General features: G+C 70.6%; 23 protein-coding genes, 2 tRNA genes and 1 pseudogene. 11 read left to right on the top strand and 15 right to left on the bottom strand.

Translation table 11 applies throughout. The annotated features are described in order from the left end of the window. Window positions 1-21: 21 nt before the first annotated feature. Both ACQEVJ_RS32180 and ACQEVJ_RS32175 read left to right on the top strand, forming a co-directional pair. On the top strand, window positions 22-348 hold the full coding sequence (locus tag ACQEVJ_RS32180) for an antibiotic biosynthesis monooxygenase family protein (protein WP_433107589.1): 327 nt from the start codon (window positions 22-24) through the stop codon (window positions 346-348). 201 nt (window positions 349-549) lie between these two features. Next, a complete protein-coding gene (locus tag ACQEVJ_RS32175; RefSeq protein ID WP_433107587.1) occupies window positions 550-1,767 on the top strand; it encodes a flavin-dependent oxidoreductase in 1,218 nt (405 codons plus the stop codon). Window positions 1,768-2,190: 423 nt separating this feature from the next. On the opposite strand, the gene ACQEVJ_RS32170 is transcribed toward ACQEVJ_RS32175, so the two are convergent. Next, entirely contained in the window at window positions 2,191-2,904 is a 714-nt protein-coding gene (locus ACQEVJ_RS32170; RefSeq protein ID WP_433107585.1) for an FMN-dependent NADH-azoreductase, read from the bottom strand. Between the two features lie 166 nt (window positions 2,905-3,070). Between ACQEVJ_RS32170 and ACQEVJ_RS32165 the strand changes: the two genes are divergently transcribed. After that, the gene (locus ACQEVJ_RS32165; protein WP_433107583.1) at window positions 3,071-4,171 is read left to right on the top strand and encodes a hypothetical protein; all 1,101 of its coding nucleotides are present in this window, start codon (window positions 3,071-3,073) and stop codon (window positions 4,169-4,171) included. A 73-nt stretch (window positions 4,172-4,244) separates the two neighbouring features. Here ACQEVJ_RS32165 and ACQEVJ_RS32160 read toward each other — a convergent pair whose 3' ends face one another. Both ACQEVJ_RS32160 and ACQEVJ_RS32155 read right to left on the bottom strand, forming a co-directional pair. Then, the gene (locus ACQEVJ_RS32160) at window positions 4,245-6,200 is read right to left on the bottom strand and encodes a Xaa-Pro dipeptidyl-peptidase (RefSeq protein ID WP_433107581.1); all 1,956 of its coding nucleotides are present in this window, start codon (window positions 6,198-6,200) and stop codon (window positions 4,245-4,247) included. A 281-nt stretch (window positions 6,201-6,481) separates the two neighbouring features. Then, entirely contained in the window at window positions 6,482-7,732 is a 1,251-nt protein-coding gene (locus ACQEVJ_RS32155; RefSeq protein WP_433107579.1) for a hypothetical protein, read from the bottom strand. A 333-nt stretch (window positions 7,733-8,065) separates the two neighbouring features. Between ACQEVJ_RS32155 and ACQEVJ_RS32150 the strand changes: the two genes are divergently transcribed. From ACQEVJ_RS32150 to ACQEVJ_RS32140, 3 genes are all read left to right on the top strand, one after another. Next, window positions 8,066-9,367 carry a CynX/NimT family MFS transporter gene (locus ACQEVJ_RS32150; RefSeq protein WP_433107577.1) on the top strand — a complete coding sequence of 434 codons (1,302 nt, stop codon included), beginning with the start codon at window positions 8,066-8,068 and terminating at the stop codon, window positions 9,365-9,367. 187 nt (window positions 9,368-9,554) lie between these two features. After that, a complete protein-coding gene (locus tag ACQEVJ_RS32145) occupies window positions 9,555-10,331 on the top strand; it encodes a class I SAM-dependent methyltransferase (protein WP_433107575.1) in 777 nt (258 codons plus the stop codon). A 162-nt stretch (window positions 10,332-10,493) separates the two neighbouring features. Beyond that, window positions 10,494-11,255, top strand: a complete 762-nt coding sequence (locus ACQEVJ_RS32140; protein WP_433107573.1) for a hypothetical protein — start codon at window positions 10,494-10,496, stop codon at window positions 11,253-11,255. A 541-nt stretch (window positions 11,256-11,796) separates the two neighbouring features. Here the strand turns inward: ACQEVJ_RS32140 and ACQEVJ_RS32135 are convergent. Beyond that, window positions 11,797-11,925: pseudogene (locus ACQEVJ_RS32135) on the bottom strand (hypothetical protein); the annotation flags it as partial. A 593-nt stretch (window positions 11,926-12,518) separates the two neighbouring features. On the opposite strand from ACQEVJ_RS32135, the gene ACQEVJ_RS32130 reads away from it, so the two are divergent. Further along, entirely contained in the window at window positions 12,519-13,874 is a 1,356-nt protein-coding gene (locus ACQEVJ_RS32130; RefSeq protein WP_433107571.1) for a cation:proton antiporter, read from the top strand. Window positions 13,875-14,004: 130 nt separating this feature from the next. On the opposite strand, the gene ACQEVJ_RS32125 is transcribed toward ACQEVJ_RS32130, so the two are convergent. Then, window positions 14,005-15,429, bottom strand: a complete 1,425-nt coding sequence (locus ACQEVJ_RS32125; protein WP_433107569.1) for an MFS transporter — start codon at window positions 15,427-15,429, stop codon at window positions 14,005-14,007. Window positions 15,430-15,641: 212 nt separating this feature from the next. Here ACQEVJ_RS32125 and ACQEVJ_RS32120 point away from each other — a divergent pair, with 212 nt between their 5' ends. Then, the gene (locus tag ACQEVJ_RS32120) at window positions 15,642-16,367 is read left to right on the top strand and encodes a TetR/AcrR family transcriptional regulator (RefSeq protein ID WP_433107567.1); all 726 of its coding nucleotides are present in this window, start codon (window positions 15,642-15,644) and stop codon (window positions 16,365-16,367) included. A 246-nt stretch (window positions 16,368-16,613) separates the two neighbouring features. Here ACQEVJ_RS32120 and ACQEVJ_RS32115 read toward each other — a convergent pair. The 6 genes from ACQEVJ_RS32115 to ACQEVJ_RS32090 all read right to left on the bottom strand — a co-directional run bounded on the left by ACQEVJ_RS32115 (window position 16,614) and on the right by ACQEVJ_RS32090 (window position 20,082). Continuing rightward, window positions 16,614-16,686, bottom strand: a tRNA-Ile gene (locus ACQEVJ_RS32115). Window positions 16,687-16,758: 72 nt separating this feature from the next. After that, window positions 16,759-17,160, bottom strand: a complete 402-nt coding sequence (locus ACQEVJ_RS32110) for a DNA-binding protein (RefSeq protein ID WP_433107565.1) — start codon at window positions 17,158-17,160, stop codon at window positions 16,759-16,761. Next, window positions 17,157-17,405 (bottom strand): hypothetical protein, encoded by a 249-nt coding sequence (locus ACQEVJ_RS32105; RefSeq protein WP_433107563.1) that lies wholly within the window; start codon window positions 17,403-17,405, stop codon window positions 17,157-17,159. Before ACQEVJ_RS32105 ends, ACQEVJ_RS32110 begins: the two co-directional genes overlap by 4 nt. 134 nt (window positions 17,406-17,539) lie before the next feature. Next, a complete protein-coding gene (locus ACQEVJ_RS32100) occupies window positions 17,540-18,454 on the bottom strand; it encodes an aldo/keto reductase (RefSeq protein WP_433107561.1) in 915 nt (304 codons plus the stop codon). 101 nt (window positions 18,455-18,555) lie between these two features. Continuing rightward, window positions 18,556-19,314 carry an SDR family NAD(P)-dependent oxidoreductase gene (locus ACQEVJ_RS32095; RefSeq protein ID WP_433107559.1) on the bottom strand — a complete coding sequence of 253 codons (759 nt, stop codon included), beginning with the start codon at window positions 19,312-19,314 and terminating at the stop codon, window positions 18,556-18,558. A gap of 33 nt (window positions 19,315-19,347) precedes the next feature. Continuing rightward, window positions 19,348-20,082: an SDR family oxidoreductase gene (locus ACQEVJ_RS32090; RefSeq protein WP_433107557.1), complete on the bottom strand. Its 735-nt coding sequence runs from the start codon at window positions 20,080-20,082 to the stop codon at window positions 19,348-19,350. 155 nt (window positions 20,083-20,237) lie between these two features. On the opposite strand from ACQEVJ_RS32090, the gene ACQEVJ_RS32085 reads away from it, so the two are divergent. Next, window positions 20,238-21,044: a helix-turn-helix transcriptional regulator gene (locus ACQEVJ_RS32085; protein WP_433107555.1), complete on the top strand. Its 807-nt coding sequence runs from the start codon at window positions 20,238-20,240 to the stop codon at window positions 21,042-21,044. A 429-nt stretch (window positions 21,045-21,473) separates the two neighbouring features. On the opposite strand, the gene ACQEVJ_RS32080 is transcribed toward ACQEVJ_RS32085, so the two are convergent. After that, a tRNA-Ile gene (locus ACQEVJ_RS32080) sits at window positions 21,474-21,550 on the bottom strand. Window positions 21,551-21,789: 239 nt separating this feature from the next. Between ACQEVJ_RS32080 and ACQEVJ_RS32075 the strand changes: the two genes are divergently transcribed. Continuing rightward, on the top strand, window positions 21,790-22,806 hold the full coding sequence (locus ACQEVJ_RS32075; protein ID WP_433107553.1) for a substrate-binding domain-containing protein: 1,017 nt from the start codon (window positions 21,790-21,792) through the stop codon (window positions 22,804-22,806). 23 nt (window positions 22,807-22,829) lie between these two features. Here ACQEVJ_RS32075 and ACQEVJ_RS32070 read toward each other — a convergent pair whose 3' ends face one another. Both ACQEVJ_RS32070 and ACQEVJ_RS32065 read right to left on the bottom strand, forming a co-directional pair. Then, complete coding sequence (locus tag ACQEVJ_RS32070) at window positions 22,830-24,176, bottom strand: methyltransferase family protein (RefSeq protein ID WP_433107551.1); 1,347 nt, start codon at window positions 24,174-24,176, stop codon at window positions 22,830-22,832. Then, window positions 24,173-25,054, bottom strand: coding sequence for a hypothetical protein (locus tag ACQEVJ_RS32065; protein WP_433107549.1), 882 nt, complete (start codon window positions 25,052-25,054; stop codon window positions 24,173-24,175). Before ACQEVJ_RS32065 ends, ACQEVJ_RS32070 begins: the two co-directional genes overlap by 4 nt. Window positions 25,055-25,101: 47 nt before the next feature. Between ACQEVJ_RS32065 and ACQEVJ_RS32060 the strand changes: the two genes are divergently transcribed. Further along, window positions 25,102-25,779 carry a TetR/AcrR family transcriptional regulator gene (locus tag ACQEVJ_RS32060; protein WP_433113092.1) on the top strand — a complete coding sequence of 226 codons (678 nt, stop codon included), beginning with the start codon at window positions 25,102-25,104 and terminating at the stop codon, window positions 25,777-25,779. 70 nt (window positions 25,780-25,849) lie between these two features. On the opposite strand, the gene ACQEVJ_RS32055 is transcribed toward ACQEVJ_RS32060, so the two are convergent. Then, window positions 25,850-26,089, bottom strand: coding sequence for a hypothetical protein (locus ACQEVJ_RS32055; RefSeq protein WP_433107547.1), 240 nt, complete (start codon window positions 26,087-26,089; stop codon window positions 25,850-25,852). Window positions 26,090-26,096 lie beyond the last annotated feature (7 nt).

Genomic DNA, 26,096 nt, shown 5'->3' with positions numbered 1-26,096 from the left:
TTTGTCGGATACGATGAAGTCATGAGTGAGACAGTGATTCGAGTCGGCGATCAGGTCGCAACATTCATCAACGTCTTCGACGTCGACCCCTCGCAGCAGCAGGAACTAATCGGCATTCTGAACGAGGGCGCCGAGAAGGTCATGCGGCACCGGCCCGGCTTCATCTCGGTGAACATTCTCGCCAGCGCGGACGGCACCCGGGTCGTGAACCTCGCCCAGTGGCGCAGCCCGGACGACATCAAGGCGACCGCGGGCGACCCCGAGGCGCAGGTCTTCGCGAAGAGGGCGGCGGAGATCGCCAAGGCGGCGCCGCAGCCCTACAAGGTCGTCTCCGTCTACCACGCCTGACCAGCCACTCCGCGCGAACCCAGAAGCGGCCCGGGCCCCGGTACGGCACGCTCCGTCCTGCCTCTCGGCATCGGCGGGACGGAGCGTCGCCCGCCCCCCCGTGCGGGCTCGTATCCGGGGCCCGGCCCTCACCACAGCCGCTGCGGCACCCATGTGAAGGTGACGAAGAGTAGCCATGCCCGGCCCAGGGAGCGCGACGCCATGACGACTGCCAACACCGCCGACATCGTGATCGCCGGCGCGGGGATAGGAGGGCTGGCCACCGCGCTCGCCCTGCACGCCAAGGGAATCGACGCGGTCGTGCTGGAGGCCGCGGCCGAGCTTCAGCCGCTCGGAGTGGGAATCAACATCCAGCCGGCCGCGATCGGCGCGCTGACCGAACTCGGGCTCGGCGAGGCGCTGGCGGCCACCGGCATCCGCACCGGCGAGCACCGTTACCTCGACCACAAGGGCGCCATTCTGTGGACCGAGCCCCGGGGCGTCGCCGCGGGTCACGAGCACCCCCAATACTCCATCCACCGCGGTGAGCTGCAGATGCTCCTGCTCGCGGCCGTCCAGGACCGGCTCGGACCCGACGCGGTGCGGACCGGGCTCCGCGTCGACGGCTTCCGGCACACGTCCTCCGGCGTCCGCGTCCTCGCGTACGACGAGGCCGGCGGGACGGTCGAGTTCGATGCCGCCGCGCTGGTCGGCGCCGACGGGATGCACTCCTCGGTCAGATCTCAGCTCCACCCCGGCCGCGCTCCGCTGTCTCCGGCGGGAGTCGACATGTGGCGGGGCCTGTCCGAGGTGGACGGGTTCCTCGACGGGCGCACGATGATCCTGGTCAACGACGAGCAGGCCACCCGGCTGATCGCCTATCCGATCTCCAGGCGCCACGCGGAGCGCGGCAAGGCGTTGGTGAACTGGGTCTGCATGGTCGCCGCTCCCTCGAAGAGCCTGTCCGACGGCGCGGGATGGAACCGCCCGGGACTGATCGAAGAGGTGCTGCCGCACCTCGCCGAGTGGGACTTCGACTGGCTGAACCTCCCCGCCATGCTCGCTCGCAGCCCCCGCATCCTGCGCTATCCGATGGTCGATCGCGACCCTCTCCAGCACTGGGGCGAGGGCGCGGTGACACTGCTCGGCGACGCCGCGCACCTGATGTACCCCATCGGCGCGAACGGCGCCTCGCAGGCCGTCATCGACGCCACCACGCTCGCCGCCGAACTCGTGCGAGGCGAGGACGTGGCAGCCGCCCTGGAGCGGTACGAAGCCGCCAGGCGCCCCGCCACGACCGCCATCATCCTCGCCAACCGGAACATGGACGGCGCCGAGCGCGCCATCGCCGGTCGGTCCGGCCACGACAAGGCCGCCGAACTCGCGACGATCACTCACCGTTATCGGATGACCGTGGAGCAGCGGCAGCCCCTCTCCTGAACGGATGGACCGCCCCGGTGTGGCCGCATTCGTCCTCGGGGCGTTCCGTTCCGGCGGGCATGACTCGATCAGGCGCCCCGGAAACGGCGCGGCGAGGGCGGCGGCGATTTGCATGGCCGGTAATTATCCGATCGAATTCAGATAAGCAGGCACGCGAAACAGCGGCATCCTGACAACGGATTTACAGGACGCCATGCGATTCCCTCCGGCCCCGGTGTGACGGTGGGACGGCGGACGTCGACGGCGGGACCGGCCTCCTATCCGGTCGTGCCTCTGCTTCTCGTCCATAAGACGAATCGCGCCGCGGAAAGGTGACACGTCGCGGCGTGCGGGCGGTGCCCGCCGACGGGCGGACACCGCCTCTCGCCCGAGGCCGCCGCGGGACCGGGGCGGGACCGGGGCGGTTACCCCCGGGCCGGGGCCTCACCGCATACGGGCCGCCGCCCCGCTGCCCGCCGGGCGGTGGGCCAGTTCGGACACGGCCGTCCGCGCCGCGGTCAGCGAGTCCGCCGCCAAGGGCTTGAATCGGGCCAGGGCCGGCACGTCCGAGGCCCGGGTCAACTCGGCGTGGACGAAGTGCAGGTTCTCCGGGGCCACGCCTAGATCGGTGAAGTACGCCCTCAGGTAGGGCGTCTGGAAGTCGAAATCCTCCCGTGGCGTGCCCGGCGCGTAGCAGCCGCCGCGAGCGGCGACCACCACCACGTTCGTCTCCCGGAGCAGGCGGTCTCCCGTGCCGGCGTCGAGGAACGCTCCCGGGAAGGTCACCCGGTCGATCCACGCCTTGAGGGACGCGGGCACGGAGAAGTTGTACATCGGGACGCCGACCAGCACCGTTCCGGCGGCGCGCATCTCCGCGATCAGCGGCAGGGTCAACGCCCACTCGCGCTCCTCGGCGGGACTGTCGGCCATCTCCGCCACCTTCCGCAGCGGAACCGCGCCGTGTCTCTCCACCCGTATGCCGAGGGAGACGAAGGCCGGGGAGACCAGCGGGACCGGTTCGGCGGCGAGGTCGCGGTACCGGTACCCGGCGCTCCCGTGGAGACAGCGCCAGATGTCCGCGTAGAGCGCCGTCAACTGCCTGCTGACCGAATCGTCGCGGCCGCTGGCGCTGGAGTCCAGGTGAAGCAGGGACGTCATCGGCGCACCCCCTGTGCCTGCGAGTGCATCGCGAGCTCCTCTCTGAATACGTTCCGTCACCTATCTATGACGTTCAGTAGTCGTCAGAGGTGACGGGCCACCGGAGCGAGGGCGCTTCGCCCGGCAGGGGCCATGGCGCCGCGCCCGTGAGTAGGGTGCTGAGCTCGTGACATCGCATTCTGAGCTGCGGGGGCGTCCGTCGGGACCGGAATGGGCCGAGGCGCGGCGACGTCTGGACGGGCACCGGCACGAGCTGGCCGTGGCGGCGGAGCGGCTCTATCCCGGGCTGGGCAGGGCCGGATCGACCCGTCTCCTCACCAGGGACGGCTGGATCCCGGCCACGCCGCTCGACCTGTGCGAGGTGCGGCTCGGCTGGGTGGAGGACGCTCCCGCCCCCGCAGTCACGGGCCGGGAACCGGAGGCGGCGGCCCTGCTGCCGGAGGGCGCCGGCGCCTACCCGGACGCGCTGGGGACTTTCGCCCGCCCCCGGCTCTTCGAGGACCGCACCTGCTACCGGCTGCTTGAGGTCGCCTGGCCGGAGCTGACCTTCACCCGCGCACGCTATTTCGACGGCGTGAGCGTGGGAGAGGCGGCCGCCCACGAGTTCGCCGTGGGCGAGTTCGCCGGGTATGGCGGCGGGCAGCCGCCGCCGTTCCGCGCGCTCGTGGGCGACCCCACCGACCTTCGCCGCCGGCCCGCGCTCTGCGCGATCTCGACGCTGACGCTGCGCCACGACCGCCGTACGGGGGAGGCGTCGTTCGTCCTGCACTGGCGCGACCCGGCCAAGGTGGCACACGGCGGCGGGCTCTTCCAGGTCATGCCGGTCGGGGTGTTCCAGCCCGCGCATGAGTCCGCGGGCGCGGAGAAGGCCGACCTCGACCTGTGGAAGTGCGTGGTCCGCGAGTACGCGGAGGAGTTCCTCGGGCGGGGGGAGGAGTACGGCGACGGCTTCGACTACGAGAGCTGGCCGCTCTACCGTCTGCTGACGGACGCCCGCGAGGAGGGGCGGGTGCGCTCCCTCGTGCTGGGCGTGGGAGTCGATCCGCTGACCTTCGCGACCGACTTCCTCACGGTGACCGTGCTGGAGGCGGAGACGTTCGACGCCGTCTTCGGCGAGGTCGCCGCCTCCAACAGCGAGGGCCAGGTCGTCGGCCGCGTCCCGTTCGACGCGGAGACCGTGCGGCGGTACGCCCGCGACGAGCCGATGCAGGCGGCGGGCGCGGCCGTGCTGGACCTCGCCTGGCGGCATCGCGAGGCCCTGCTGTAGCCACACACACGCCGTCCCCGCCGTCCCCGCCGGCCGATCAGGCCGGCGGGGACGGCGTGTCGCGAGGGGACGGTCAGTTGGCGGGGGCGAGCGCGCCGGCGCCGCCCACGATCGGCAGCGTCACCGTGCTCTTCGTCGTGTCGAGGTTCAGCCGTGCCCCGGGGGCGGGCCGGATGGTGTACTCGTAGTCGCTCGACAGCAGCACGATCCCGATCCGGTGTCCCGCCGCGAACACGTAGTCGTGCGGCTGCAGGTCGAAGTCGAGGCGGTAGGGCGTGCCCGGCTTGACCGGCTCGGTCCGTGAGATCGACTTGCGGTTCTGCGGGTCCGTCCAGCCCCGGGTGATGATCTTCGCCTTGCCGTTCTGGTCGTAGTCGACGAGCAGCGCCGTGACGTTCGCGGCCGGCTGGTCGAAGGACATCCGCAGCGACACCCGCGGGGTGCCGCTGAGCCTGGCCGCCGCGGTCAGCGCCTCCGACTTGTACGCCAGGCGGTTGGGCGAGGCGGCGGCGTCGGCGAGGGTCTGCGCCCGCTTGGTGGCGTCGTCGACGATCGTCTCGGTCACCGGCTTGCCCACCCGGGTCCTGTCGGCGGTGAGGACACCGGCCGCGCTGCCGGCGCCGGGGGCCAGGTTGAGCTCGGTGTCCGCGGCGGCCGGGTCGGGCCACTCGGCGTACTGCACCAGGGTCTTGTCCTCACGCTGGACCAGGGCACGGGGGTCGTTCTCCACGCCGTTCTGGTAACCCCACAGGTAGCGGGTGAACCAGCGGTTGAGCACGTCGACGCTGGGGGAGCCGCCGTGTCCGCCCTGGTGCAGGTAGATCTTGTGTGGCACCCCGCGCGCCCTGAGCGCCTCGTACCACTGCGCGGCGTTCTTGGTCTTGACGTTCCAGTCGTTGAGGCCGTGTGCGACCAGCACCGCGGCGTGGACCTTGCCGACGTCGTTCATGTAGTTGCGCTCGTCCCAGAAGGCGTTGTAGTCGCCGGTGACGCGGTCCTGCGCCTTCGCGAGCTCCTCGATGACGCTCCGGCAGACCTGCTTGTCCGCGCGCGTGTAGACGTACTCCGCGAGCACGTCGGTGTCCTCGCCCTGGTAGCCGCCGGGGGCCACGACGGCGCCGTTCGCCCGGTAGTAGTCGTACCAGCTGGAGATCGCCGAGATCGGCACGATGGCCTCCAGGCCATCGACGCCGGTGCTCGCGACCGCGTTGGGCAGGGTGCCGTTGTACGAGGTGCCGATCATGCCGACCTTGCCGGTCGTCCACGTCGCCGTGACCTCCCGCCCGGAGGCGTCGTACGCCTTCGCGCGGCCGTTCAGCCAGTCGACGACGGATCTGGCGCCGATGGTCTCGTTGCGCCCGCCGGTGGTCGGGCAGCCGTCGGACTTGCCGCTGCCCAGCGACTCGGCGTGGACCACCGCGAAGCCGCGGGGCAGCCAGCTGGACTCCTGGCTGGTGCTGATGGCCGGCTGCGGGCCGCTCGCCACGACGGACGCGTCCGCGCCGTCGGCCCCGGCATCGTCGGCGGTCGCCGCGGCCAGGCGCTCGTCGGCCGCCGGGTCGAGCACCTTGCCGCCGCGGTTGAGCCAGCCCTTGCCCGGGCGGAGCGCCTCATGGAGCTCGTGGTCGACGTCGTGGTTGGTGATGGGGTTGCCGCCGGCGTAGTAGGGGCTGACCTCGTACACCACGGGCGACTTCAGGCCGGCCGTCTCGGTCTCCCGCAGGCGGGTGACCTCGGCGTGCACCCGGTCGTTGCGTCCGTCGCCGTCGCTGTCGACCGGGGTCTCGATCCACACCTCCTCGCGGATCCAGTCGTTCCGGTTGGACGAGAAGACCGGCTGGGCCATGCCGTCCTGGAACACCGGTCCGACGGGGACGGCCGCGCCCGCGGGGGCCGAGTTCACGGCGAGACCCGTGACGGTCGTGGTGACGGCGAGGCCCAGCGCCGCCGCGCTCCGGCGTGCGGCTCCCGTACGGCGTGACGCGGCTGGCGGGATGTGACCAGGCGTCACCCGGCGCGATGAGGACATCGGCAACCTTCCAAGAACGATCGGGGGGATCCGGGCCGGGGGAATCGGCCCATAGGGGGCGATGCTAGGGGTGGAAGTGCGGAATGTCTTCGGACGGCCGTTCTGTCTTGATCACGACCATTTTCGACAGATGTCGAAATCGGCCTCAACGCGACGTCGCCGGCGGGCACGACGAGAAGACGGGCGCCCACGTCGTCCAGCACGACCCGGACGGGATCGACCTGGAAGAGATCGCCGAGGAGGTGATCCGCGCGTCGCGCGCACAGGCCCCCGGAAGGGCGTCAGTAGCCGTAGCGGCTCTTCAGATGCCGCCAGACGTCGCGCAGCATCCACGCGTCGAACTCGGTGATCGACGTGGCGGAGCCCGCCTTCATGAGGAAGCAGCACTGGCCGGACGGCGTCCAGTCGTAGAAGTCGTCCAGGCCGAAGCTGTGCCCGATCTCGTGGAGGAGGATGTGGATGTCGTCGCTGCCGAGGTTGTCCACCAGATACTCGCTGCCGACGCGCTGTCCCCAGGCGCCTCCCATGCCGCCGCTCATGCCCTCGGTGAGCCACAGCGACATGTCGTAGTGGTGGGAGGCGCCGCCCGGGCAGCCGGGGTAGGCGCCCGACTGGTCGAACAGGCGTCCGCACGGCTCGGCGCACTGCGGCGCGTTCTCGCGCATGTCGCCGACGTACACGTCCACCGAGTCGTCGTTCCACTGCAGGGTGGCGCGGTCGCGCACGGCCCAGCCGACCACCTTCACGGGCACGTCCGCGTACGGCCAGCCGTTGTGGCCCGCCATCACGTCCATCCACTTCTTGAACGACCTGGCCAGCGCGGCGTGGATCTTGTCGCGCAGCTCCGCGGAGACCGGGGCGCCGGAGTCCCAGCGGACGCAGTAGTTGACGCTGCCGCCGTTGGCCATGATCTGGTCCCAGCCGTAGTTGCGGTAGCCGTACAGGTCGGTGTAGGTGGACTCGACGTGCCGCCAGACCTCGTCGAGCGGCGCGACCAGGTCGGCGGGCGGGCTCCAGCCGCTCTGCCGCCCGGCGGCGTCGGCGAGCGCCCTGATTTCCAGCAGCCCGACCGACGCATCGCCGCTGCGCAGGACGACGCGCAGCCGGGTTGTGGTGACGGCGGGGAACGTGACGGTGTTGTAGGTGTCGATCGCGGTGGGGTAGGAGGCGGCGATGTCCACGTACGCGCCGCCGTCCCAGCTCTGGAGCTTCCACGAGGCCGGCAGCCGGACGCCGCCTCCGTCGTCGAAGAAGTAGACCTGCACCGAGGAGATCGTCTGGGCGGCCGGCCAGGTCAGCAGGGCCCACTGCTCGCCGGCCTCGGGCCAGGTGCCCCAGCGGCGGTTCCGCGTGTCGCCGGAGCGAGCCGGGTCGATGCCGTCGTTGACGGCGGCCACGCTCTCCCAGGGAGAGGTGTAGGAGGCGGAGGCGGTGGCCGACGGGGCCACGTTCGCGACGGCGGCGTCGGCACGCGCGGGCACCGGCAGGAGGAAGCCTGCGACCAGCGCGAAAACGGCGAACAATCGCCTCATGCCTGTCTCCTTCGCGGCATGGTGAGTGCTCACCGGCCGCTGTCGGGGGGAGTGTCGTGCAGTGGAGCGGAGTGCTCCGAGTTTTTTCCGCCACAAAATGGGATGTCAACCCCCCAATCGGGATGATGTGGCGGTGCCGGCAGGCCGGCCGCTGCCTCCAGAGCGACCCGGTGAATTTCGGAATAGGCCGCTGATTTTAGGATGACCTGGTCGTTTGAGGTGACGAGGTGGCTTCCGGGATGACAGGGCGTGGATGACAGGGTGGTTGGAGACGACCAGGTGGTTCCGGATGACGCGGTAGTTCCGGATGACGCGGTAGTTCCGGATGACGCGGTGGTCCGAAATGAGCCGGTGGCGGCGCCGGAGGACGACGTAGCGCGGCGGAGTCCCGCGAAGCGGCGGCAGGGCCGCACCCGGTCCGCCGCATGGACGCACCGCCTGGCGGTCGCCGCCCTGGTGCTGGCGGCGCTCAATCTCCGGCCCGCGGTCACCAGCCTCGGGCCCGTGCTCGAAGAGGCCCGCGCCGCCCTCGGGATGAGCGCCACCGTCGCCGGACTGCTCACGTCCGTGCCGGCGGTGTGCTTCGCGCTGGTCGGCTCGGTCGCCCCCCGCCTGGCCCGCCGTCACGGACCGGACGGCGTCGTCTTCGCCGGAATGGCGGCGGTCGCGGTCGGGCTCGCCCTGCGCCCGTTCGTCGCGAGCACCCCTGTCTTCCTGACGCTGAGCGGCCTCGCGCTGGCCGGGATCGCGGTCGCCAACGTGCTGCTGCCGGTCGTGGTCAAGCAACGCTTCCCGGACAGGGTCGGCACGATGACCGGCCTGTACTCCATGGCCCTCAATCTCGGCGCCTCGACCGCCGCCGCCGTCACCGTCCCGCTCGCCGGCGCGCTCGGCGGTGACTGGCGTGCCGGTCTCGGGGCCTGGGCCGTCGTCGCCGCCGTCGCCGTGCCGCCCTGGCTCGCCCTCGTCCGCCGGGACCGGCGGCCCGTCGAGCGGCAGGCCGAGCGTTCGGCGGGCGGGGACACCGTGGGGGACGCCGTGGGGGACGCCGCGGGGGCCGGGGCGCAGGTACGGGTCGCCCGCAGTCCCATGGCCTGGGCGCTCGCGATCTACTTCGGCCTGCAGGCCACCTCGGCGTACGTCATCATGGGCTGGCTGCCTCAGGTCTTCCGTGACGCGGGGCTGTCCGCCGAGGCGGCCGGCTTGCTGTTCGCCGTCACCTCGGTGCTCGGGGTGCCGCTGTCCTTCGTGCTGGCCACCGTCGCCGGACGGCTGCGGAACCAGAGCGGCATCGCCGTCCTGCTCGGAGCGTTCGGGCTGGCCGGGTACGCCGGACTGTGGGCGGCTCCCGCCGCCGCGCCCTGGCTCTGGGCGGTGCTGCTCGGCGTGGCCAACTGCTCCTTCCCGCTGGCTCTCACGATGATCGGGATGCGTGGCCGTGACGGTGCGACGGTGATCCGGTTGTCCGCCTTCACGCAGAGCGCCGGCTACCTGCTGTCGGTCCCCGGTCCCATCCTGGTCGGAGCGCTCTACCAGCACACCGGCGGCTGGCAGGGGCCGCTGGCCTTCGTGGTCTGCCTCATGGTGCCGCAGATCGCGGCCGGATACTTCGCGGGCCGCGACCGGCAGATCTGATCCCCTGACGCTCCGCGCAGCCGCGTCTCACAGAGGCCGTCAGGCGGGGTCGCGGCCGGTGAGGCCGAGCAACCGGTCCAGCAGGGGGCGTCGCCGGGGACGGGCACCGGCGGTCCGAACAGGCCGGGACGTACAACCGGATGGTTGGGCTTCCTGTCGGAAAATCGTTGGACAGATCCGTACGCCGATGGCGATCGTGAGGAACATGCGGCAGGAGGAGATCTGGAACGCCGACACCGCCCAGCGTTACGACACGCCGGGCACCGGAATGTTCGCGCCCGAGGTCCTCGTGCCGACCGTCGATCGCCTCGCCGATCTCGCGGGTGAGGGGCGGGCGCTCGAGTTCGCCATCGGAACCGGCCGTGTGGCCGTCCCGCTCGCCGAGCGTGGTGTGCCCGTCACCGGCATCGAGCTGTCACGTCCGATGATCGACCAGCTGCGTAAGAAAGTGGACGCAACGAAGATCCCGGTCGTCGTCGGCGACATGGCGACCGCCGTGGCCCCGGGGGAGTACACGCTCGTCTACCTCGTCTACAACACGATCTCCAACCTGCTTACCCAGGCCGAGCAGGTCGCGTGCTTCCGCAACGCCGCTCGCCACCTGACACCCGGCGGCCGCTTCGTGATCGAGCTCGGGGTGCCCGAGCTGCGCGAGCTCCCGCCGGGTCAGCAGGCCGTGGTGTGGCATTGCGAGCCTGGCTACATCGGCCTGGACACCTACGACGTCCTGCGGCAACACATCGTGTCGCACCATTTCAGGTTCGACGAGAGCGGACAGGCCCGGCTGTTCCGCAGCCCCCACCGATACATCTGGCCGGCCGAGCTCGACCTCATGGCCGAGCTGGCCGGGTTCGAGCTGGAGGCCAGGCACGCGGACTGGACCGGGACCGAGTTCACCGCCGAGTCGCGTTCGCACGTGTCCGTCTACCGGATCCCGACCGGCAGCCGAACCGCGCCTCGATAAGGCCGACGCCGTTGCCGGCCTGAACCGCGTTCGCGGGGGCTTGAGAATCCGCTTTCGCGGCGACGGCCGGAATGCGGACGAGCGGGCCGTGCCGCCACCGGCGGCAAAGGGAGAGCCCCGCGAGGCGGCCGCCTCGTGGGGCAGGAGGGTCCAGCAGGTTCGATGTGCGGTTATCCGGTCCTTGCTGCTGTTGCTGCCTCACTCTCCCTGCTGCTGATGCCGCTACCGCGGTCCGCGTTCCTCGAACCGTCCGCGCTCTCCACGTTCCTCGAATCGGCCGCGCTCGCGTCCGCGTTCCTCGAACCGTCCGCGTTCCCGGCCGCGCTCTTCCATGCGCCCGCGCTCGCGTCCCCGTTCCTCGAACCGCCCGCGCTCGCGTTCCCGTCCGCGTTCCCGTCCGCGCTCTTCCATGCGCCCGCGCTCGCGTCCGCGTTCCTCGAACCGTCCGCGCTCGCGTTCCCGGGTGCGTTCCCGGCCGCGTTCGCGACCGTAGTGGCCGTACGTCCGGTGGCGCTCACGGCCACGGCACCTACCTCCGGGGCAGGGTTGTGTCGGATTCTGCATGACCTGCGCGGTGCTGCCGGCCGCATTGACCGGCTGCGTCTGCATCGTCACCGGGACGATGAGGGCCGACGCCGTGATCGCGCCAGCAGCCAGTGCTTCCTTGAGCATGAGTATCACTCCGTCGACTCCGTGACCGTCGCCGGGGAACACCCGGACGCACGAAGCGCGAATCGATCCATCGAACCTTGGAGCCAGACCCTGATTCTCACGCTAGAGGTAACAAAAGGCCCCGTCACCCAGCAATGCGCAAACAACCGCTTTCCGCAACAGAAAACAACTGTAATCGAAGGCGTTGTCGGTCCGTTTCCCTGTACCGGCAATCCCTTTACACGTGTCGCTGGATTCCTGCCACATCATTGAGGCGCGTTGGTTGCGATCGCACATCCTCGACCGAAGCTCCGTATCCTGTCCATTCCAGGTCATTACGATGAATCGCTGACCGAAATCGCGCGGGTTCTCGAGGTTGCCGTGACCGCCGTCGAGGAAACGGGGGCCGGTGAACGCCCCGCTCGCGTCCGTCACGTACGTACCCGCCCCCGGAGCCGGCGACTGGGCGTGGCGATGAGACCGGCCGGGCACGCGGTCCCGGGGCGGATGGAGATCTCCGCGACAGGGACACCCCGTTGCGGGCCTACGCCACCGCAGAGCTCGTGGACATCCTGTTTATCAAGGAGCCGCGCCGCCGTGACCACTCCGCGGCCGCCTTCCCGCCCGGGTTCCGTCGCGAGCTTCTCCACCGATCGTTCGCGACGCCTCACCGCCGTGCGCCCGGTGCCCGTCGCGCACGACCGCATCTCCGTCATCGGCAAGCGTGCGCTCGCGATTCCGAAGACCTGGAGGCCGCTGACCAAGATCTGCTGCTGCCCTCTCGCGGCTTCTCGGAGATGAGCATGACTCTGGATTAAAGCCGGGATGTCTCGTCGCCGCCGAGAATGAGGCTGCAGCGGTTGACGGCGATCTCCTCGATCCGGGGTTCCGGCCGATGGTTTCCCCATGCCGCCATGACCAGAATGAGCGGGCGCAGCGAACGGCCGAGATCGGTGAGCCGATACGCCCGGTCCTCGGGATCCGCGGCCGACCTCGGTTTCGAGAAGGCCCTTCTCGATCAGGTGGGCGATCCGATCCAGCAGTACGTCGGCGGGCGTCCCCAGATTCCTGTAGATGGCCTCGAATTGGGTGTGGCCGGCGAAGACCTCGTGCAGGATCTCCAGAGTCCACCAGTGGCCGACGACCTCGACCGTGCGCGCCGGCGGGCAATCGGGAATCCGCGCCTTCGGGCCGGCCGGGGGAGTCGGCTCCGTACGCTCACTGCCCTCGATATTCAACAGGGCACTACTCACGGCTCGATTCCGATCGTATCGTCTGATGCCAAGCCTGTGGCGTCGCCGCCCGAGGAGAAAGGCAACCGAAAGAAATCGGCAAGACCTGGAGACGGACACCTGGAGAAGTCGGCTGAATGATTGCCGCCTGTTCCCGGTGAGTCATTCTGCCGTTTTCCTGTCGGCCCCGACGCCGCTTTGGGCATGACCGGAAATCGCGCGAGAACACGCCGATGTTCTGCGGGTCGGCCGACCGGATCAAGGGCGGCACCGAGGAGCGCGGCTCACCCCCCCAAGGAGGATCATGCTTCCCTCGCTGTCCGCCCCCATGGCCCCGATGGCACCCATCGCCGCGCCGACCCTTTTGATATTCCTGCTGCAGGTCGGTCTGCTGCTCATGCTGGCGCTGGCGCTGGGCCGGCTCGCCACCCGCCTCGGCATGCCCGCCCTCGTCGGCGAACTGTTCGTCGGGGTGATCCTCGGTCCGTCCTTCCTGGCGTGGGCCGCCCCGGACCTGCAGCGCTGGCTGTTTCCCGCCAACCCCGAGCAGTTCCACCTCCTTGACGCCGTCGGACAGATCGGTGTGCTGCTGCTGGTCGGTCTCACCGGCATGCACATGGACATGGGCCTCGTCCGCCGGCGCGGCGGCACCGCCGCCGGGATCAGCCTCGGCGGCCTGGCCATCCCACTCGGCCTCGGCATCGGCGCCGGTTTCCTGCTGCCCGGGTCGTTGATCCCCCAGGGCGTCGACGCCACCGTGTTCTCGCTGTTCCTCGGCGTGGCGATGTGTGTCAGCGCGATCCCGGTCATTGCCAAGACGCTCATGGACATGAAGCTGCTGCACCGCAACATCGGCCAGCTCACGCTGACGGCGGGCATGATCGACGACGCCTTCGGCTGGCTGATGTTGTCGATCGTGAGCGCCATGGCGGTGCACGCGGTGTCCACCGGTACCGTGCTGACCTCGGTGGGGTATTTGATCGCCATCATCGTGTTCGCGCTCACCCTCGGCCGCCCGCTGGTGCGGGGCGTGCTGAGGCTCACCGACACGTCCGGCGACTCCGGGCCGACCGTGGCCGCCGCCGCCGTACTCATCCTGCTGGCCTCGGCGGGAACTCATGCGCTCGGCCTGGAAGCGGTCTTCGGCGCGTTCGTCGTCGGCATCCTGATCGGCACTGCGGGCAAGGTCGATCCGTCCAAGCTGGCCCCGCTGCGCACCGTCGTGCTGTCGGGGCTCGCGCCGATCTTCTTCGCCACCGCGGGTCTCCGGATGGACCTGACCTCGCTCGTCAGGCCCGAGGTGCTGCTCGCCGGCCTTGCCGTGCTGGCTATCGCGATCATCGGCAAGTTTCTCGGGGTGTACGCCGGAGCGCGGCTCAGCCGGTTCAACAAGTGGGAGGCGCTCGCGCTCGGCGCCGGTCTCAACGCGCGCGGCGTGATCGAGGTCGTGGTCGCCATGGTCGGACTGCGACTGGGCATCCTCAGCGTGGAGGCGTACACCATAGTGCTGCTGGTGGCGATCGTGACCTCACTGATGGCCCCGCCGATCCTGCGGATCGCGATGGCCCGGGTGGAGCAGACGGCAGAGGAAGAGATCCGCGAATCCGACCACCGCGCCTGGACCATGCAACCGGTGAGGGGAACCGACCCGGTTCTGTGACGGCGTACCGCGCCGCAGACGCCCGTGGAGCCGCCGTACGCGGCTCCACCGGTAACGCGTCCCACACGACCGCTTCACGTACCGCTCCGAGCCGCTGATGCCGCGCCTTGTGGGGTCGCATGAGTTTCCGTCAACTGGAGGGGCCTGTGCCGACATGACGACCCGGTTGTTCCGGTTCGGCGACCAGGTCATGGCCGCCGTGCTCCGCCGATGCCGCTGTGCGAGGCAGGACGGTGAAGGCGATGAGGACGGCACCGACCAGGAGCACGGCGCCGAGCGTCATGCCGAGCCCGTATCCCTCGGTGAGGCCCTCGATCGTGGTGGTCTGGCCGGTGTGCGCATGGGCGGCGGTGCCGAGAGCGGCCAGTCCGAGCGAGGCGCCGATCTGGCGTGAACTGGAGAGCAGGCCGGAGGCGGTGCCCGTCTCACGCGGCGCGACACCCACGGTGGCGGCGGAGACGACCGGTCCGAGGCAGAGCCCGAAACCGATGCTGGTGACGAGCGACGGGCCCAGGACGTCGGCGAGGAAAGAGCCGTCGGCACTCATCAGGCCGAACCAGGCGAACCCGGTCGCGGCCACGAGCCCGCCGATGATCAGCATGGTGCGGAGCGGGAGACGGTAGCCGAGTTTGACGGCGACCGCGGCGCCGACGATCACACCGATCGCGAAGGGCAGCAACTGGACCCCGGCCACGGTGGGGCTGTTCCCGAGCACCTGCTGGAGGTAGAGGGACGCGAAGTAGAAGCATGACGCCATGGCGGCGCCGAGGAGGAGGTTGTAGGAGTTGGCGCCGGCGACCGAGCGGTTGGCCAGCAGGCCGAGCCGGACCAGCGGGTCGCGGCTGGTGCTCCGCTCAACCCAGACGAACGCGGCCAGCAGCGCGACGGCCGCCGCCAGGGTCCCCAGGGTGACCGGCGAGGTCCATGCGTACTGGTCGGTGCGGACGACGCCGAACACGAGCAGGGTCATCCCCGCCGTGGCCAGGATGGCGCCCAGCACGTCGGGGCGACCGCCGGGAGCCGTGGGCGGAGCGGCGGTGACACCCCGCCAGGCCAGGGCCAGGGCGATGGCGGCCATCGGGACGCTGATGAACATCACCCAGCGCCAGCCCGCGTACTCGGTGAGCACACCGCCGATCAGGACGCCGAGGGCGCCGCCGGCGGCGTTCACCGCGCTCCAGATGCCGTAGGCCCGGACGCGGGCCTTGCCGGAGGGGAAGGTGACGGTCAGCAGCGCCAGTGCGGCCGGAGACAGGGCGGCGGCCCCGATGCCCTGCAGGGCGCGGCCGGCCACCAGTTGGCCCGGTTCCTGTGCGAAGCCGCCGGCGAAGGAGGCGATACCGAAGACGGTGAGCCCGATCAGCAGGACCCGCTTGAGGCCGTAGCGGTCGGCGATCTTGCCGCCCAGGAGGAGCAGCCCGCCGAAGGTGAGGGCGTAGGCGTGGATCACCCAGGTCAGGCCGACCGCGCTGAAGCCGAGGCCGGCGGCGATCCGCGGGAGCCCGAGGTTAACGACCGACAGGTCCACCGACACCATGAACTGCACGACAGCCACCGCGGCAAGGGTGAGCGCCGGCCGCGCAGCCGTTTGGACGACCGATTGTCCGCTTACCGATTCCGTGTTCGTCACCGTAACTCAGTCCTCTGGGCTGTTCTCGTGACATGCTTTTCGTACACGTACTGAAAGTACATCGGGACCGGCTGGGTGTCGACAGCCGAAGCCGCCCGGGTTGGCGGAGGGGAGTGGGGGGACAGCATGATGGGACGGTGTCCCAACGCAATGCACCGCACGGCCGCACCGGCCGTCCACCGGTGACCTCCCGAGCGCAGATCCTGGCTGCGGCTCGCCGGCTCATCGATCGGGACGGCTGGGAGCAGCTGACCATTCGCCGGCTGGCCACCGAGCTCGGTATCGGGACGATGACCCTGTATCACCACGTACGGGACAAAGAGGAGCTGCTGCTCCTGCTGATCACCGAATACGCGAACCAGATCCCGTACCTCGACCTGCCCGGCGAGCCTCGGGACCGCGTCATCGCGACCGCCATCGTGATCCACGATGCTCTCGCCGCCTGGCCGTGGGCCGCGGAGGTCCTCACGACAGACGGGCTCATCGGCCGGCTCGGCGACTCACTGTGGATGGTCGAAAACATCGTGGCCGGAGCCATCGACTACGGATGCACACCCGAACAGGCCGTGCACGTCTTCCGGAGCATCTGGTACTACACGGTCGGCGAGATCCTCGTCCGCGCCCACTCCGCTCACCGACCGGCGGACGACGGGCGGCCCGCCGATCGCGACCCCCTCTTCAGCGGCCTCGACGAGTCCCGGATGCCACGCCTGGTCGCCCTCGGAGATCAATGGCCGGCGCTGGCCGCGCAGGACACCTACCCCCACGGACTCCGGGCCTTCGTCGACGGGCTGCTCGCACAGGCCACGTCGGCCCCATGCCGGGTGGCGTCCGGGGAGCGGGTGAACAGCTCGGCGAAATAGGCGGGACTGGGTCATCAGTCGACGCCATCCGCCGGATATGCGGAACAACACGAAGACCTCTTCGGGGTCCGGCGCGACGGCGAGGGAAGTGAGTTTCCTGCGCTTCGCGCTGGTCCCATAGCGCTCCACCCTCATCAGCACCGCGTCGACGCCCATGATCAACAGCCTGATCAGGACTCCGGGAGGCTTCTCGGGGTCCTTCGGCGTACGGCCGCGCAGCTCAGGCCGCATATGGCTGGTCGTACGTGGTAGGGCGGGTGGGACTTGAACCCACGACCCACGGATTATGAGTCCGCTCGATCAGCAACTCACGACGCCTGATCAGGTTGTCGGAATATCGGCATGTTCGAGCGAGTACGACAATCCCTGGCGGGTCTCGGTTGTTACGCGTTCAGATGCCGATGAGTCGGATGCGGTTGCCACACAAGCGGACCATGTCGTCCACATCGGAGGTCAGCATGGCCACCGGCCGTGGCTGGCGCAATGCCATCTCGGCGATCGTTGCGTCGATCGCGTACTTGTGGCCGTGCAGGCCTGTGGCCTTGAGCAGTTCAGCGGACCTCCTCGCCGCGCTCTCGGTCACCGGCTCGACCTTCACGCGGGAGAGCACCCATTGCAGCCGGGGCATGTCCACTCGTGTGTGGCTGACTTCCACAACGGTGTTGGCGCCGATGACGAAATCGGCACCCATGGTATGAAACACCTGGAACATGGCGAGGATCTTGCGGTCCTGCTCGATCCAGGCGGAGAGCCCTTGGGAATCGAGGACGACGGTTTCGACGTGCTCGATCACGCCGCGCTCGCCGAACCGCCGGAATCCGCCGTGCCGAAGATACTGGCGCGGGCCTCGGCCAGCTCATCGTCGGTGAACTCCCCGTGCTCCTCCTGGTGACGCAGCAACTCGGCACCCAGGAGTTGGTGCCGCAACTGGCGTGCTACCGCCTCGGCGACATAACCTGAGACGTTGTCGGTGAGCTTCCTGAGCTCGGCGACCTGATCGTTCGGCAATGTCACCGTGATGCGTGTCGTGTCGGCCATACATCGATCATACCGCGGTATGCGCGTGCTGCGGGGTGGAACACACCCATGAACGCGCCGACTGGCCTGTGGAGCCCGGCTCGCAGAACGACGTTCGTCCTTGTCCACATTCCGGCGTCAGCAGGCCGTCTTGCTCACTGTTCTTCGCGGACGAGCGCGGTGATGGCGGCCACCTCTTCGGCATCGAGATGGATGTGTCCGGCCGCGAGGTTCTCCTTGAGGTGCCGGACGCTGGTCGTGCCGGGGATGGGCAGCGTCCGCGGGCCGAGGTGCAGTTGCCAGGCCAGGGCGATCTGCCGAGGTGTGGCGTCGTGCGCGGCGGCGATCGAGTCGATCACCGCGTGGAAGAGTTCGCCGGCGCCTTCTCTGGAGACGTCGCCCGGGCGCCAGGGGGAGAACACGAGGCCGGCCTCTTCCGCCAGTCGCCGCACGGCCGCGTTCTCCCGGACCGCCACGTTGTGCTGCACGGTGACGGCCGCGATGTCGGTGATGCCCATGGCGATGCGGAGCTGGCCGGCGCTGACGTTGGACAGGCCGATATGGCGGATGAGGCCGCTTCGCCGCATGTCCGCGAGCGTGCCGACGATGTCCTCGAAGGGCACGTCGGTCATGGCCGGCGTGTGGAGGTAGTACAGGTCGATGTGGCCCAGGCCCAGCCGTCGCAGGCTCATGTGGGCGGCCTGCCGCAGGTAGTTCCGGTTGCCCACCGCGCCCAGGTCGCTGTAGTCGGGGCCGCCCCGCACGAAGCCGCCTTTGGTGGCGATCACCAGGTCGTCCGGGTAGGGGTGGAGCGCCTCGCGGATCAGCTCCTCGTTGCTGTGCGGTCCGTAGACGTCAGCGGTGTCGATGAGGTTCACGCCCCGCTCGACAGCGGCGCGCAGCACGCCCATGGCGCGAGAGCGGTTGGGGTAGTCTCCCCAGACCCTCGGCCCAGTCAGCCGCATCGCGCCGTAGCCGATACGGCGGACGGTGAGGTCCCCTCCGATCGTGACGGTCTCGGCCCATCGAGTCGAGACTTCCCGCGTCTCGGCGGCCTCCTTGGCGGTCATGTCGCTCTCCTGTCGTCGTTTCGCTCGGCTGGGCTCCGGTCGCGGGCGGTTAACGGCGCCTGTCGGGGCGGCTACCGCCCGCCGGTGGACGAAGGGCTGCGCTATGGCACGGTGTAGCCGCCGTCGACCGGGATCACCGCGCCGGTGACGAAGCTCGACCGCTGGGAGCTGAGCCAGACCACGGCGTCGGCGATCTCCTCGGCTCTGGCGATCCGGCCCATCGGGTGCGAGGCGACGATCGACTTCATGGGCTCGGTGTCCGGATCCATGACCGCGATCATCGGGGTCTCGACCAGACCGGGCGCCACCGCGTTGACGCGGATGCCGTGCGGCGCGGCCTCCAGCGCCGTGCTCTTGGTCATGGAGATCACGGCCGCCTTGGTCGCGGTGTAGCCGGAGAAGCCGGCGACCCCGACCAGCCCGGCGCCGGAGGCCATGTTCACGATGACGCCGGAGCCCTGCGCAATCATGTGCTTGAGCTCGTGCTTCATCGACAGGAACGCACCGCGCGTGTTGGTGGCGAGCATCCTGTCGAGCATGTCGGCGTCGTACTCCCAGGTGTGCTGGAACTCGCCGTCGTAGCCGGCGTTGTTCAGCGCGATGTCGAGACGGCCGGTGCCCTCGATCGCGGCCGCGACGGCCCGCTCCACGGCGTCTTCCCGCGAGACGTCGGCCAGGACGAACCCTGCGGTGCCGCCCGCCTCTTCGATGCGGCGCACGGTCTCCTTCAGGGTCTCCTCGGTCCGGCCGGCGACGGTCACGATGGCGCCTTCGGCCGTGAGAGCCAGGGCCCTGGCCCGGCCGATTCCGCTGCCTCCGCCGGTGATCAGCGCCGACTTCCCCGCGAACTGCTGCGTCATGATCCTTCTTCCCTTCTGGTGTCTGAGTGGTGGTCAGCCCTGGAGCGACGCGGTCGAGCGGACGATGAGCTCGTTGACGTCGACGCCCTCGGGCTGGTCGACCGCGTAGCCGATGGCGTCCGCGATGGCCGAGGCATTGAGACCGACCACACCCAGCGCCTCGCGGATCGCGTCCTGCACCTGGTCCGTGCCTCCGGAGTGGGTGAGCTCGGTCCGGGTGAGCCCGGGGCAGACGACCGTGACGCGGATGTCGGGCGTCTCCTGGCGCAGGCCCTCGGACACCGCGCGCACGGCGTACTTCGTCGCGGAGTAGACGACCCCGGTGGGGTCGACGCGGTTGGCGGCGGTCGAGGCGACGTTAACGATCTGCCCGGAGCGGCGCTCGCGCATTGACGGGAGGGCGGCGGCGATGCCGTACAGCACGCCCCGCAGGTTCACGTCGATCATCCGGTTCCAGTCGTCGACCCGGAGCTCCTCGACCATGGACAGCGGCATGACGCCCGCGTTGTTGACCAGGACGTCGAGCCGTCCGTGCCGGGCGAGGATGTCGTCGACGACGCCGCGCACGCTGTCGAGGTCGGTGACGTCGAGCTCCGCGTACTCCGCGTCGTGCCCGGCCTCCTTCAGCTCGGCCACGAGGGCGGCGAGGCGGTCCACGCGGCGGGCGCCGAGGACGACGTGATGTCCGGCCGGGGCCAGCCGGCGGGCGGTGGCCTCGCCGATGCCGCTGGAGGCACCGGTGATAAGAATGATCTTGGATGTGCTCATGGCTCGTTTCCTTCGGGCTTCAGGTGTCGGTGGTGACGTACACAGATCACCACCGCCGAGAAGCGGGCGGCAGGCGGGAATCGAACCCTGGGCACGGCGTACGGGGGGTACGGCTTACCCCCTCTGGGCAGCCGGGTCGGCTAGTCTCGCGAGGCATGACCGACAGTGATCTTCGGGACTTCCTGCGCTCCCGTCGCGCCCGCGTCAGCCCGGAGGCGGCGGGCCTGCCCCGCCCGCCCGGGGTGCGCCGTGTCCCCGGTCTGCGCCGCGAGGAGGTGGCTCAGCTCGCCGGCGTGAGCGTCGACTACTACGTACGGCTGGAGCGAGGTCGCAATCCGCACGCCTCAGCCGCCGTCCTGGACGCCGTGGCCCGAGCGCTGAAGCTGGACCCAGCCGAACGCGACCACCTCTTCGCTCTCGCCAAGCCGTCCCGGCCGCAGCCCCGCGAGGTGCCCGAGTCGGTACGCCCCGGCCTGCTCCACGCTTTGGACAACATCTCCGGTATCCCCGCGCTGATCCTCGACCACCGCCTCGACGTGCTGGCCATGAACCGGCTGGCCCGCACCTTCTATCCCGGCTTCGACCAGGCCCCGGCCGGCGAGTGGAACATGGCCCGCTTCATGTTCCTCGATCCCGCAGCCCGCGAGCTCTACGTCGACTGGGGCGAGACCGCCCGCGAGAACGTCGGCATGCTGCGCCTGTACGCCGGCCGTCACCCGCAGGACCCTCGGCTCATCCGCATCGTCGAGGACCTCACCGCCCACCCCGACTTCCGCCGCATGTGGGCCGACCAGGACGTGTACCGGCCCACGTACGGCGCCAAACGCTACCGACACTCGCTCGCCGGCGAACTCACCCTTGGGTTCGAAGCCTTCACCCCGGCCGGCGCCCCGCGCCAGACGCTGGGCCTCTACACCGTCGAACCGGGCTCCCCTTCGGAAGTAGCGCTTCGCGAGATCTGAGCAGAGACAAGGGCAGCGCCGGGCCTCGCCGTACGCGGTGGCTCTCCCGGCAAAGGGCCGGCAACCTGAAGCGGTGCGGGGTTCTTCGCTCAGATGAGGGCGCGGAGGGCGGGCTGGAAGGTCGGGTAGGCGAAAGTGCATCTCGGCCAGAATCCTGATCGGGGCCTCGGCGTGGGTCGCCGCGACGAGGGCGGCGAGTACTTCGCCGCCGGAGCTGCCGAGAGTGCGGGCGGCAGTGGGCACGTACTCCCTGCTGCCCGCCAGGCTCGCCCGTGGTTATCGCGGTGCCTGCGGAAACGCGACGAACCCATCCCGCGTATATCCCGTGACTGGCGACAAACGGCGGCTCTCGGTGACCTACGGCTGCATGGCAGGCGAGCATGATTCATCGAGAAGCCGCAGCTCAGGCAGGGTTTCCCTGATCAAACGTGGTAGGGCGGGTGGGACTTGAACCCACGACCCACGGATTATGAGTCCGATGCTCTGACCGGCTGAGCTACCGCCCCGCAATGGTGGAGTCTCTCACAACTTAGCGGGTGAGGGGATCTGTGCGCGGAGGCGAGCGGCGGCCTTCGGCCCTGGGCGTAATCCCTGCCCGATCATCCTGTGCTGATCGTCCGCAACTGGGGTACGGCTGCCCAGGGGGCGTTATGGGGCATATGTCGGGGTATGTGACTCTTGAGGCGACATCGCTCCACAAGACGGCTCTGCGAAACGTGGCTCCGCAACGAATCGGGGGTGCCTCGTGGGGAGACGACTGGCGGGCGTCTGCGTGCTTCTCCTGATGTCCCTTCCCGCTTGCGGGCAGAGCGGGCGGCAGCCAGGGGCGGAACTCGGAGCGGTCGGCGACGTGCGGGACGGCTTCACCGTCGGCCTGCTGCTCCCAGGCGAGGGACCCGACCGGCCCCTGTTCACGCGGGCCCTGGCGTCCCTCTGCCCGCGCTGCCATGTCCAGTACGCGAACGGCGCGGGCGACCGGGCCAGGCAGGAGCGGCAGATCGGCCGGATGCTGGCCGACGGCGTGCAGGTACTGGTCCTCGGCGCGGTGGATCCAGAGGCAGCCGCCCCCTGGGTGGCCAGGGCCAAGCTGTCCGGGGCGAAGGTCGTCGCGTACGACCGGCTGGCGAACGGGCCGGTGGACGCCTATGTGGCGACCGACCCGGCGCGCGTCGGGCGGGAGCAGGCGCTGGCCCTGCTCCGCGCCACGAAGGGCGCGGGGCCGGTGCTGCTCCTCAACGGCCCCGCCACGGATCCGTACGCCGCGACGGTGAAGCGGGGCCTGCACGCCGTGCTCGACGGACGGGTGACGATCGGCTGGGAACGGGACCTGACGCGGCCCGACGACGCCGTACGCGAGGTGGCGGCGGCCGTCGCCGCGCTCGGCGGGGCCGCGAAGGTGGCGGGCGTGTGCTGCGCGAGCGAAGCGGTGGCGGAGGCCGTCGCGGCCGAGATGGCGAGGGCGGGAATGGCCGGGGTGCCGCTGATCGGGCATGGCGGGCGGCCCGCGGCGCTGGGGCGTGTCAGGGCCGGCACGCAGACCGCCACCGTGCGCACCGACGTCGCGGCCGAGGCGTCGGCCGCCGCCAGGCTGGCGGTCGAGGTCGCGGGCGGCAGGACCGTGTACGGCACGGCCATCGTGTCCAACGGGACGACGGTTTCGATCCCGGCGGTGCTGGTCCCGCCCGCCGTGGTCACGAAGGCCACGGCTCAGGAGGCCCCCGCCCCCGGGACCGCCCGCGGGCAGAACGCAGGTCCGCACTGACACCGCATCCGGGCCGCCGCCGGTCACGGGACACGGCGCGGGCCGGTCGCGTCGGCGGACTCCGTGAACGCCCGGCCGTCCTGGCCCGTCCCCCGTTCGGCGGGCCAGGACGGCACGCTTCGAGGCCCGGCCCCGAAGGCGTCGGCGCACAGCTGTGCGAACCAGCCCAGACCGGGCAGCAGCAGGGCCCATCCGGCGAGAGCCCAGCCGAGGTGGAGGTGCGAGGCGGCGTGGGCGAGGGCCGCCACCCCCTCGGCCCGCAGTCCGTCCGCGCGTTCGTACGTCATCCGGCGCAGGCCCCTGGGGTGTTCCTCTGCCGGGCGCACCCGGAGGGCGACCGGGGCGTGGCGCAGGATCCACCTGCCGACGGGCGCGCACTGCCCGCAGGTCGCCGACACGTGGACGACCGCCTCCGCCAGGGCGGGGGAGGGCCGCAGGCGGGGCAGCCAGGCCCGTACGGCGGACCGGTAGGCGACCCACGCGCCGCCGAAGCGGCCGGCGAGCTGCTCACCCTCGTGCCAGGCCGCGAGCCCGGCGCCGTACGCCACGGCCACGCCCGCCGCCGCGAGGAAGCGGACGTCCAGTATGCCCAGAAGCAGGTAGCTCGCCGTCATCGACACCTGCATCGGATTGCGCACGTAGGCGTACGGCCCGCTGGTGACGAGGCGGCGCGGCGCGTCGTACGGCAGCGGCGTGCCGCCCGCCGCCGCGAACTCCCGGACGGCCGCCAGGCCGAGCGTCAGTGGCGCGGCCAGCACCTGGACGCCGAGACCCGCGAGCCAGCCGGGCTGCCGCCACACCCCGCTGAGCACGACCGGCAGTCCGAGCATGAGCCCGCCCGCGAGCACCGCCTGCAGCGTCGCCCGCCCGGCCGCGAAGACGCCGCGGATGGTCCAGCGGGCGAGCAGGAGGCCGGGCACCAGGCCGAGCGCCACCGCGAGCGCCTCGCCGTACAGCCAGTCGCCGCCGAGCCGTACGAGCGGGCGGGCCAGGGGCATGAACGCGAGGTCCAGCCAGGTGAGCGCGAGCACGGTCAGCGGGAGCGGGAGGCGGCGGGCCACGTGCGCGGGCAGCGCCCCCCACAGCAGCGCCCAGCCGAGCAGCAGGTCCACCGGGACGCCCTCCACCACCGCGCCCCGGGCGGAGAAGAACCACCAGCCCGCCCGCACGGCGATCGCGTTGACCAGGGCGAGGACGAGCAGGTTCCAGGCCGTCGCGAGGATCATGGCCGCGATCGCCCGCTCGGACGGCCGGCGTACGGCCGCGGCGACCAGGACGGCGGCGAGCGGGCCGAACAGGGCCGCGCCGCGCAGGAGCCCGATCGCCGAATCCGCCGTCACAGGGCCGATGGACACCGTGTCCGCGATCACGAGGTGAAGGCGGCGGCGAGGTAGCCGGCCGCCTGCGTCGCGGCGTACCGCTGGAGCGGCCCGAAGTACCAGCCCGGGTCGAAGGTGCGCCGGTAGCGGAAGGTCACTTCGATGCGCCGTCCCCGCCAGCGGAACTCGGCCTCGCGCAGGTCCATCCACCGGGCGAGGGTCGTGTCGTGCTCCACCCGGAAGACCGCCCGGCCGGGGGCGCGCTCGGCGACGCGCAGCGTCATGGCGCGCGGCTCGAGCGGGGCCCCGATCCCGAGGGATCGCCGGGGCGTGAAGGTGATCGTCCTGGTGTCCCCGACGGCGAGTCCCCGTCCCTCGGAGCCGAGCGGACGGGGGAAGCCGAGCCGCAGCAACGGCGAGGTGACCGGGCCGAAGGCGGGCTGGCCGGCCAGAGCGGCCTCGATGTCCACGTCCCGCGCCGCCGTGGCGACCGCCGTGACCTGCTCGTCGCGCGGCAGCGAGGTGAACGGCGTGGCCCCTTCGAGCAGCGCGACCAGGAGCAGCGGGGCGACGACGGCTACGGCGTGCCCGCCCTTCCGGCGCGCGTAGTCGATCGAGCCGCCCACGAGCAGGCCGACGAAGTAGAAGAGCGGAGCCGACATCAGCAGGCAGACGACGCCCTCGCCGAGCAGCGGCCCGGCCAGCGCGAGCCCGATCGTGATCGTGGCCATGGCCATCCCGGTGGCGCTCTTCGGCCGCGCAGTGATCGCCACGATGATCGCGATGGCCGCCGGGATGCCCACGTAGAACAGCGAGGTCTGCTCCAGATGGCCCGCGTGGAGCACCTCGTAGAGCAGGTAGGCGGCGAACAGCGCGGTCAGGGTCACGACCAGCACGAGCCGGGGCCGCCCCGGGTTTTCCGACTCCATACGGCGCTCCTTGAGCGGTAGATTTAATCGAGTGATTAAACCGTATGATGAGGATCGAGGGCGCTGTCAAGGGAGGCGGGTTGACGACACGGCGGGACTCGGGCGCGGAGACGCGCGACCGGCTCATCGAGGCGGCCGCGGAGACGTTGAAGACCCAGGGGTACGCGGGCACGAGCGCCCGGACGATCGCGAAGGCGGCGGGCGTCAACTCGGCGCTGGTCTTCTACCATTTCGGCGGCGTCGACCCGCTGCTGCTGGCCGCCCTCGACCGCTCGTCCGAGGAGCGCATGCGGGCCCACCGGGAGACCGTCGCGGGGGCCGCGACGCTGGAGGAGCTGGTGGAGGCCGCCACCCGGGTCTACAGGGCCGACATCGAGGGCGGGCACATCACGCTCTTCTCCGAGCTGGTCGGCGCCAGCATCGCCCGCCCCGAGCTGCGGGCGGAGATCGTCAAGCGGGCCGATCCGTGGATCGACTTCGTGGAGCAGACGCTCGAGCGGGTGATCGGCGGCTCGCCGCTGGCCCGGCTCCTGCCCCCACGTGACGTGGCGTACGCCGCGATCACCTTCTACCTGGGCGTCAACCTGTTCACGCACCTCGACGCGGACCGTACGCGGACCGAGGCGTTGTTCGGCCTCGCGGCGCGGGTGGCGCCGCGCGCCCGGCTGCTCACCCTGCGGATGCCCCGGCGCCGCCGCCCGGCCGCCACAGAGTCGCCGGAATGAAGCCACAGCCGCCGGAATGAAAGAGCCGCGGTCGCACGGGGGATGCGACCGCGGCCGGGGGAGGGTCGGTTCAGTCCTCCTCGTCGGAGGGGGCGGGGGCGTCGGACGGGCGCAGGCGCTCCCAGAGCAGGAACGCGCCGCCGACGACGAGCATCGCGACGCCCGTCCACAGGTTGATGCGGATGCCCTCCGCCTTCTGGATCTCGTGGGCGCTGTCGAACAGGCCGGTGACCGTGAGGATCAGTCCGTACACCAGGAACAGACCACCGATCACGCGGCGGATGTCGAAGAGCCGTTGCGGGGCGGCCATGCGAACC

This window comes from Microbispora sp. CA-102843 (assembly GCF_050936215.1).
In the GTDB taxonomy this organism is placed as follows: domain Bacteria; phylum Actinomycetota; class Actinomycetes; order Streptosporangiales; family Streptosporangiaceae; genus Microbispora.
The sequence above is the reverse complement of the archived record's forward strand: the minus strand, read 5'-3'. Positions and strand labels throughout refer to the sequence as shown.

Excerpts from the sequence above, each read along its gene's own strand:
- ACQEVJ_RS32180 (WP_433107589.1), top strand. The coding sequence starts at position 22 with ATGAGTGAGACAGTGATTCGAGTCGGCGATCAGGTCGCAACATTCATC.
- ACQEVJ_RS32175 (WP_433107587.1), top strand. The coding sequence starts at position 550 with ATGACGACTGCCAACACCGCCGACATCGTGATCGCCGGCGCGGGGATA.
- ACQEVJ_RS32170 (WP_433107585.1), bottom strand. The coding sequence starts at position 2,904 with ATGACGTCCCTGCTTCACCTGGACTCCAGCGCCAGCGGCCGCGACGAT.
- ACQEVJ_RS32160 (WP_433107581.1), bottom strand. The coding sequence starts at position 6,200 with ATGTCCTCATCGCGCCGGGTGACGCCTGGTCACATCCCGCCAGCCGCG.
- ACQEVJ_RS32155 (WP_433107579.1), bottom strand. The coding sequence starts at position 7,732 with ATGAGGCGATTGTTCGCCGTTTTCGCGCTGGTCGCAGGCTTCCTCCTG.
- ACQEVJ_RS32145 (WP_433107575.1), top strand. The coding sequence starts at position 9,555 with ATGGCGATCGTGAGGAACATGCGGCAGGAGGAGATCTGGAACGCCGAC.
- ACQEVJ_RS32140 (WP_433107573.1), top strand. The coding sequence starts at position 10,494 with ATGTGCGGTTATCCGGTCCTTGCTGCTGTTGCTGCCTCACTCTCCCTG.
- ACQEVJ_RS32130 (WP_433107571.1), top strand. The coding sequence starts at position 12,519 with ATGCTTCCCTCGCTGTCCGCCCCCATGGCCCCGATGGCACCCATCGCC.
- ACQEVJ_RS32105 (WP_433107563.1), bottom strand. The coding sequence starts at position 17,405 with ATGGCCGACACGACACGCATCACGGTGACATTGCCGAACGATCAGGTC.
- ACQEVJ_RS32100 (WP_433107561.1), bottom strand. The coding sequence starts at position 18,454 with ATGACCGCCAAGGAGGCCGCCGAGACGCGGGAAGTCTCGACTCGATGG.
- ACQEVJ_RS32095 (WP_433107559.1), bottom strand. The coding sequence starts at position 19,314 with ATGACGCAGCAGTTCGCGGGGAAGTCGGCGCTGATCACCGGCGGAGGC.
- ACQEVJ_RS32090 (WP_433107557.1), bottom strand. The coding sequence starts at position 20,082 with ATGAGCACATCCAAGATCATTCTTATCACCGGTGCCTCCAGCGGCATC.
- ACQEVJ_RS32085 (WP_433107555.1), top strand. The coding sequence starts at position 20,238 with ATGACCGACAGTGATCTTCGGGACTTCCTGCGCTCCCGTCGCGCCCGC.
- ACQEVJ_RS32065 (WP_433107549.1), bottom strand. The coding sequence starts at position 25,054 with ATGGAGTCGGAAAACCCGGGGCGGCCCCGGCTCGTGCTGGTCGTGACC.
- ACQEVJ_RS32060 (WP_433113092.1), top strand. The coding sequence starts at position 25,102 with ATGAGGATCGAGGGCGCTGTCAAGGGAGGCGGGTTGACGACACGGCGG.
- ACQEVJ_RS32055 (WP_433107547.1), bottom strand. The coding sequence starts at position 26,089 with ATGGCCGCCCCGCAACGGCTCTTCGACATCCGCCGCGTGATCGGTGGT.